At 70.3% G+C, this 7,879-nt stretch carries 2 protein-coding genes; both read left to right on the top strand.

All coding sequences use genetic code 11. The features are described from left to right. Positions 1 to 2,856, top strand: a 2,856-nt coding sequence (locus GXW71_RS33830; protein ID WP_211858373.1) for a non-ribosomal peptide synthetase, incomplete at its 5' end; no start/stop codon positions are given. Then, on the top strand, positions 2,843 to 7,879 hold a 5,037-nt coding region (locus GXW71_RS33835; RefSeq protein ID WP_211858374.1), incomplete at its 3' end, for a non-ribosomal peptide synthetase. The genes GXW71_RS33830 and GXW71_RS33835, both read left to right, overlap by 14 nt.

Below are 7,879 nucleotides of genomic sequence, written 5' to 3' on the forward strand. Positions count from 1 at the left end.
GCAGAGGCGGAGCGTGCGGCGGGGTTCGACCTGGCGCAGCCGCCGCTGCAACGGGTGCTGCTGATCCGGCTCGACGACAACCGACACCACCTCATCTGGACGCATCACCACATCCTGCTCGATGGCTGGGCCGCCGCGCGCATGGTCGCCGAAGTGCTGCGGCATGTCCGTGACACCCGGCTGCCTGCTGTCACCGGCCAGTACCGCGACTACATCGCTTGGCTGCAGGGCCGCGACCGCAAGGCCGCGGAGGCGTTCTGGCGGAGCCATCTGCTCCCCGTCGAAGAACCCACCTTGCTGTCCGCATCGATGGCGGCGTCGGACGCCTCCACCACCGACGCCACGCGCCACGCCAGCACGAGCTTCCACCTGGATGAGGCCGTGACGGCCAGGCTGCAGGCCTTCGCCCGCAGCGAGCGGATCACCCTGAACACCCTGATCCAGGGCGCCTGGGCCCTGCTGCTGCGGCGCCATTGCGGGCAGCGGACGGTCGCCTTCGGGACCACGGTCGCCGGCCGTCCCGCGGAGCTTCCGGGCGCCGAGGAGATGCTCGGCCTCTTCATCAACACCCTGCCGGTGGTGGCGCGGCCGCAACCCGCCATGGCGGTGGGTGATTGGCTGCGCGCGCTGCAGGAGCAGAACCTGGCGCTGCGCGAGCACGAGCACACGCCGCTTTACGAGATCCAACGCTGGGCCGGCTATCCGGGCCAGGCCCTGTTCGACAGCTTTATCGTCTTCGAGAATTATCCCGTCGACCAGGCGCTGCGCCCCGCCGGCGAGGCGCTCACGATCGGCGAGGTCAAGGCCGTCGAAACCAGCAACTACGCCATGTTCGTCATGGTCGCGCTGGGCCAGCGGCTGCGCTTCGCCTTCAATCATCACCGCGATCGCTTCAGCGCGTCGGATATCGACCGGCTGCGCGACCAGTTCCTCCGCACGCTCCTGGCCATCAGCGGCGACGCCCATGCACCGGTCGGATGCCTCGACATGCTCGGCGCCGAGGAGCGTGCCGTGCTGCTGGCGCCGAATGCGACGGCGATGCCGTATCCGCCGCAGAACATCGCCTCGCTCATCGCCGCAGGTGCCATGCGGCACCCCGATCGTGTCGCGCTCATCGCCGGCGCAGAGACCTTGACCTATGGCGCGCTGAACCGGCGCGCGAACCGCCTGGCGTGGCATCTGCGCCGCTCCGGCATCGGTCCGGACGTGCCGGTCGGGCTGGCGATGGAGCGTTCCGCCGCCATGCTCGTGGGCATGCTGGCGGTGCTGAAGGCGGGCGGCGCCTATGTGCCGCTCGATCCCGATTATCCGCCGGCGCGGCTCGCGCATATGATGCGCGACAGCGGGCTGTCGCTGGTGCTGACGCAGGCGCATCTGCAGGCCACCCTGCCGGAGAGCGGTGCCAGGATCCGCTGCATCGACCGCGACTGGCCGGCCATCGAAGCGGAACCCGACACCGATCCGCCGGTGATCGTCGGCCGCGAGAATTTGGCCTATGTGATCTACACCTCGGGATCGACCGGCCAGCCCAAGGGCGTGATGGTCCGGCACGGCGCCGTGGTGAATTTCCTGACCAGCATGGCGCAGCGGCCTGGCATCGCCGGGGATGACGCCGTGCTGGGCCTCACCTCGCTCTCCTTCGACATCGCGGTGCTGGAACTGCTGCTGCCGCTCCTTGCCGGAGCGCGGCTGGTGCTGGTGGATCGGGCTACGGCGCGCGATCCCGCTGCCCTCCTGGCGACGATCCGCGCCAATGCCGTCACCATGGTGCAGGCGACGCCATCGAGCTGGCGCATGCTGGTGGAGGCCGGCGGCCTGGCCGCGCTCCCGCCGCGCTTGCGGATTCTCTGCGGTGGCGAGGCGCTGCCGCCCGATCTGGCCGCGGCCCTGGTCGAGCATGCCGGCACGATATGGAACCTCTACGGGCCGACGGAGACCACCATTTGGTCCGCCCGCCATCGCCTGGACGCCGCCGATCCGCGACCGGGACTCGGCCAGCCGATCGGCAACACCGCGCTCTACGTGCTGGATAGCGACCTGAACCTGCTGCCGCCGGGCGCGATCGGCGAATTGCACATCGGCGGCGCCGGCCTGGCGCGCGGCTATCACGGCCGTGCCGCGCTGACGGCGGACCGCTTCATCCCCGACCCTTTCGGCGGCGATCCCGGCGCCCGGCTTTACCGAACCGGTGATCTGGCGCGATGGCGGCCGGATGGCAGCCTCGACTTTCTCGGCCGCGTCGACCACCAGGTGAAGATCCGCGGCTTCCGGATCGAGTTGGGCGAGATCGAGGCGCATCTGCTGGCCGATCCCGGCGTCACCGAAGCCGTGGTCGTCGCACAGCAAAGCGCCGCGGGCCCGCAACTGGTCGGCTATGTCACCGGTGCCGCTGATGTCACCGCCTTGCGCGCGGCGCTGGCCGCGAGCCTGCCGGACCACATGGTGCCGTCGCAGCTCGTGGCGCTGGAGCGCCTGCCGCTGACGCCGAACGGCAAGATCGACCGCGCCGCGCTGCCGCGCCCGCAGCAGCACGCGACCCAGCACGTCGCGCCGCGCAACGAGACGGAGCGCGCCCTGGCCGATATCTGGGCGGCGGTGCTGGGCGTCGAGCAGGTCGGCGTCACCGACAGCTTCTTCGACCTCGGCGGCCATTCGCTGATGGCCACGCAGGCAGTGGCACGCATCCGCAAGCAGCTTGGCTACGAGGTGCCGTTGCGCAGCCTCTTCGCAGCGAAAACGATCGAGAACCTGGCGTTACTGCTGGAGGGCGAGACGAGAAGCGCCCTCGGCAGCGCCGATGTCGCGGCGATGTTCGACGCACTCGACGAGATGGAGATGTCCGATGAACGACGTTGAGACGCCGGATTCCCAGCTCGCCGAGATCTCGCGGCGCCTGGCGCGCCTCGACCGCGACAAGCAGGTCGCCTTCCTGAAGAAATTCGCCGCCAGCGGCATCAATCTCGCGATGCTGCCGATCATCCGGCAGGGCTTGCAGCGCTCGGCCTTGTCCTTCGCCCAGTCGCGGCTCTGGTTCCTGTGGCGGATGGACCCGTCCGGCACCGGCTACACCATCGCCAATGCCCAACGCATCCGCGGCCCGCTGGACCAGGCTGCGCTCGATCGGGGCTTCGACTTCTTGCTGCAGCGACATGAAGCGCTGCGCACGGTGTTCCGCCAGCAGGCCGATGGGGCGGAGCAGATCATTCTCGAGGCGCCCGCCTTCGAGGTCCGGCGCGTTGTGCCGGAAGGGCCGGATCGCGAGGCAGCGGCGCTGGACTGGGCCCGGCGCGATGCCGCGACGCCCTTCGATCTCGAGAATGGGCCCTTGATCCGCGTCACGCTGTTGGCGCTGGGTGAGCAGGATCACCTGCTGCTGGTGACGCTGCATCATATCGTCGCCGATGGCTGGTCGATGGGCGTGTTGAGTGACGAGTTCTGGCGCGCCTACGACGCCTTCGCCGAGGGCCGCACGCCGGCGCTGCCCGAGCTCGCCATCCAGTACACGGACTACGCCGCCTTCCAGCATCTCTGGATGGAGGCGATGGAAGGTGAGCGCCAACTCGCCTATTGGACCGGGAAGCTCGGCGCCGAGGAGGTGACGCTCGACCTGCCGCTCGACCACATCAGGCCGGCGCTGCCGGATCCCGCAGGTGCCCGGGTCTCGTTGACCTTGGATACCGCGCTCGCCACCGCGCTGCGCGCATTGGCGCGACGGCAGGAGTCGACGCTCTTCGCCGTACTCCTCGCGGCGCTGAAGGCTGTCCTGCTGCGCCATACCGGCCAGGGGGATATCCGCATCGGCGTGCCGGTCGCCGGCCGCAACCGCGAGGAAACCCGGCCGCTGATCGGCCTCTTCACCAATATGCAGGTCCTCCGCACCGCGCTGCGCGGCGAGGATCGGCTCGCGGATCTGCTGGCCCGGGTCACGGAGACGGTGCTCGAGGCGCAGGATCACCAGGATCTGCCCTTCGAGCATCTGGTGGAGGCGTTGCAGCCGCAGCGCAGCCTGAGCCAGAGCCCGCTGTTCCAGGTGCTCTACAACCACCTGCGGCGCGGACAGGCGGCGCCACCGACCCGGACCGGCCTGTCGCTGGAGAAGATCGAGACCGGCAGCCCCCGGGCGAATTTCGACCTGGCGCTCGATACCGAGGAGACCCAGGCGGGCGAGATCGCCGCGACCTTCACCTATCCGGTCGCGCTCTTCGACGCGGCGACGATCGATCGGCTGGCGGCGCATTGGGCGATCGTCCTGCGCGCGATGGTCGCAGATCCCACGCAGCGCCTGCGCGACATCGCCCTGCTCTCGGGGGAGGAGCAGGAGCGGCTGCGCTTCTGGAACCGCCCGGTGGATGCGGACCCGGCACCCTATCTGGTGCATGAGGCCGTGGCCCGCCATGCGCAGGCGATGCCTGCCGCGCCGGCGATCGTCTTCGGGGACACCGTGCTGTCCTATGGCGAGCTCGATGCGCGCGCCAACCGCTTGGCGCATCGGCTGATCCGGCTGGGTGCTGCGCCGGAGACGATGATCGGCGTGGTGGCGCGGCGGTCGCCGGCCCTGATCGTCGGGCTGCTCGCCGTGCTGAAGGCAGGCGGCACTTATGTGCCGCTCGACCCCGAGCATCCGCCGGCGCGCCTCGCCCATGCCACGGACGATGCCGGGATGCGGCTGCTGCTGACCGATAGCGCGACGATCGGCCGGCTGCCGGCGCGGCCGGCGCTCAACTGCATCGCGCTGGACAGCCTGGACCTGTCGGGCGAGCCGGAGAGCGATCCCGGCGTCGCGCTGCATCCGGGCAACCTGGCCTACATGATCTACACCTCGGGCTCGACCGGCACGCCCAAGGGCGTGGCAGTGGCGCATGGGCCTTTCGCGATGCATTGCCGGGCGACCGCCGCGCTCTACGACATGGGCCATCGCTCGCGCGAGCTGCACTTCCTGTCCTTCGCCTTCGATGGGGCGCATGAGCGGCTCTGGACGGCGCTGTCGATCGGCGCGGCGCTGGTGATGCGCGACGACGACCTGTGGTCACCGGAGCGGACCCTGCAGGAGATCGCGGCGCAGCGCGTGACCAATGCCGGCTTCCCGCCGGCCTATCTGCAGCAGTTGGCGGACTTCGCCGCCTGGCAGGGCAGCGCGCCGCCCGTCGATCTCTACTCCTTCGGCGGCGAGGCCATGCCGCGGGCGGGCTTCGACAAGGTGAAGACGGCGCTGCGGCCGCGCGCGCTCATCAACGGCTACGGCCCGACCGAGACGGTGGTCACGCCGCTGGTCTGGAAGGCCGATGCCGAGACGTGTTTCGAGGCGACCTATGCCCCGATCGGTCGTCCGGTCGGTGACCGCACCGCCGTCATCCTGGATGGTGATCTGAACCTGGTGCCGCCGGGCGTGGTGGGGGAGCTCTACATCGGGGGCTCGGGGCTGGCGCGGGGCTATCACGGGCGTGCGGGTCTGACGGCGGAGCGGTTCATCCCGGATGCTTATGGCGATGCGCCGGGTGGGCGGCTGTACCGGACGGGCGACCTGGCGCGGTGGCGGCCGGACGGGGTGGTGGAGTACCTCGGCCGTGTGGATGACCAGGTGAAGATCCGGGGGTTCCGGATCGAGCTTGGTGAGATCGAGGCGCGGCTGCTGGGCGAGGCGGGCGTGCGGGAGGCGGTGGTGGTGGCGCAGGCGGGCGCCTCGGGCCAGCAGCAACTCGTGGGCTACGTCACGGGCGCCGCCGATGGGCAGGCGCTGCGGGTGGCGCTGGCGGGTGTGCTGCCGGACTACATGGTGCCGGCGCAGGTGGTGGTGCTGGAGCGTCTGCCGCTGACGCCGAACGGGAAGATCGATCGCAAGGCATTGCCGCAGCCGCAATGGCAGGCGGTGGAGCATGTGGCGCCGCGGAGCGATGCGGAGCAGGCGCTGGCGGGGATCTGGCGCGGGTTGCTGCGGATCGAGCAGGTGGGGCTTGGGGATAATTTCTTCGAGCTTGGAGGTGATTCGATCATCTCGCTGCAGATGGTGAGCCGGGCGCGGCAGGCGGGCTGGGTGATCGAGCCGAAGGACGTGTTCCGCCACCAGACCCTGCAGGCCCTCGCCGCCGCAGCACGACCCGCAGCGCAGCCCGCGGCGGCGAAGCCGGCCGGGCCGGCGGTGCCGGACCAGGCGCTGCTCGATGAGCTCGGGCTCGATGCATCACGGGTGGAGGACATCTATCCACTGTCGCCGATGCAACAGGGGATGCTGTTCCACAGCCTGCAGGATGCAGGCAGCGGCGTCTATGTGAACCAGCTGAGCGCGGAGATCACCGGCCTCGACGGCGGCAAGCTGCGCGCCGCCTGGCAACGGGTCAGCGACCGGCACGCGATTCTGCGGACCGCCCTGCAATGGCGCGACCTGCCGGACGCGGCGCGGCAGGTGGTCTACCGCCAGGTCGCCATGCCCTTCGTCGAGGAAGATTGGCGGGGGCGTGCGATCGATGCCGCTGCCTTGCACGACGCGGCCGTGGCGGAACGCATCGGCGGCTTCGATCTGTCGCAGCCGCCACTGCAACGCGTGCGGCTGATCCGGCTGGGTGACGATCGCCACCAGCTCATCTGGACGCACCACCACATCCTGCTCGACGGCTGGAGCTCGGCGCGGCTGATCGGTGAGATCTTGAGCGCCTATCATGATCGGCCGCTGCCGCCCGTGCCGGCCCCCTATCGCGACTACATCGCCTGGCTGCAGGGGCGCGACCAGGCGGCCTCGGAGATTTTCTGGCGCGAGCAGACCCGGGCCCTGGATACGCCGACGCGGTTTGCCGAGGCATTCGGCCCGCCCCATGCGACCGGCCAGGGCCGCGCCACCTTCGACCTGCGTCTGGAAGCAGAGCAGGCAGAGCGGCTGCAGGTCTTCGCGCGCCGCGAGCGCATCACGCTGAACACGCTGATCCAGGCCGCCTGGGCGCTGGTGCTGCGTCGCTACACCGGCGAGGCGACGGTGAGCTTCGGGTCCACGGTCGCGGGTCGGCCGACCGATCTGCCCGGTGCCGAGGAGATCCTGGGTCTCTTCATCAACACGCTGCCGGTGGTGGTGCGGCCGCAGCCTGCCATGACGGCCGGTGACTGGCTGCGCGCGCTGCAGGAGCAGAACCTCGCGCTGCGCGAGCATGAGCACACGCCGCTCAATGAGATCCAGCGCTGGGCCGGCTATCCCGGTCAGCCGCTCTTCGACACGCTCGTTATCTTCGAGAATTACCCCGTCGAGCGCGCGCTGCGCACGCCGGGCGATCTGCGGTTCGGGCTGGCTGAGCGTGTCGCACCGACCAACTACGCCTTCGTCATCGTGGCATCCGCCACCGCCGAGCACATCGAGCTAGCCTGCACCTATGACGCGGATCGCGTCTCGGCCGGCGACGCCGCTACGCTGCAGGAGACGCTCGGCCGGATCCTCGAAGCGCTCGCGGCCGATGCCTCGCGCCTGGTGGACAGCCTTCCGATGCTATCGGGTGCTGAGGCTGGAGCGTTGGTGGGGTGGGGTGGTGTTGCGGCGTCGGATGCGGTGTCGGAGACGGTGGTGGCGGCGATCGCGGCGCGGGCTGCGGCGCAGCCGGACGCCGAGGCGCTGGTGTTCGGGTCGGAGGGACTGAGCTACGCGGCGCTGGAGACGCGGGCGAACCGGCTTGCCTGGCAACTGCGGGATCGGGGCGTGGGGCCGGATGTGGTGGTCGGCCTGGCGGTGGAGCGCTCCGTCGCCATGGTGGTCGGGCTGCTGGCGATCCTGAAGGCCGGCGGCGCCTGGCTGCCGCTCGGCCCGGATTACCCGCCCGAGCGGCTGTCTTACATGGTCCGCGATGCCGGCCTGTCCCTGGTGCTGACGCAGCGTCACCTGCGCGACACCCTGCCGGCCGGCGCG

This window comes from Plastoroseomonas hellenica (genome assembly GCF_018129085.1).
Classification (GTDB): domain Bacteria; phylum Pseudomonadota; class Alphaproteobacteria; order Acetobacterales; family Acetobacteraceae; genus Plastoroseomonas; species Plastoroseomonas hellenica.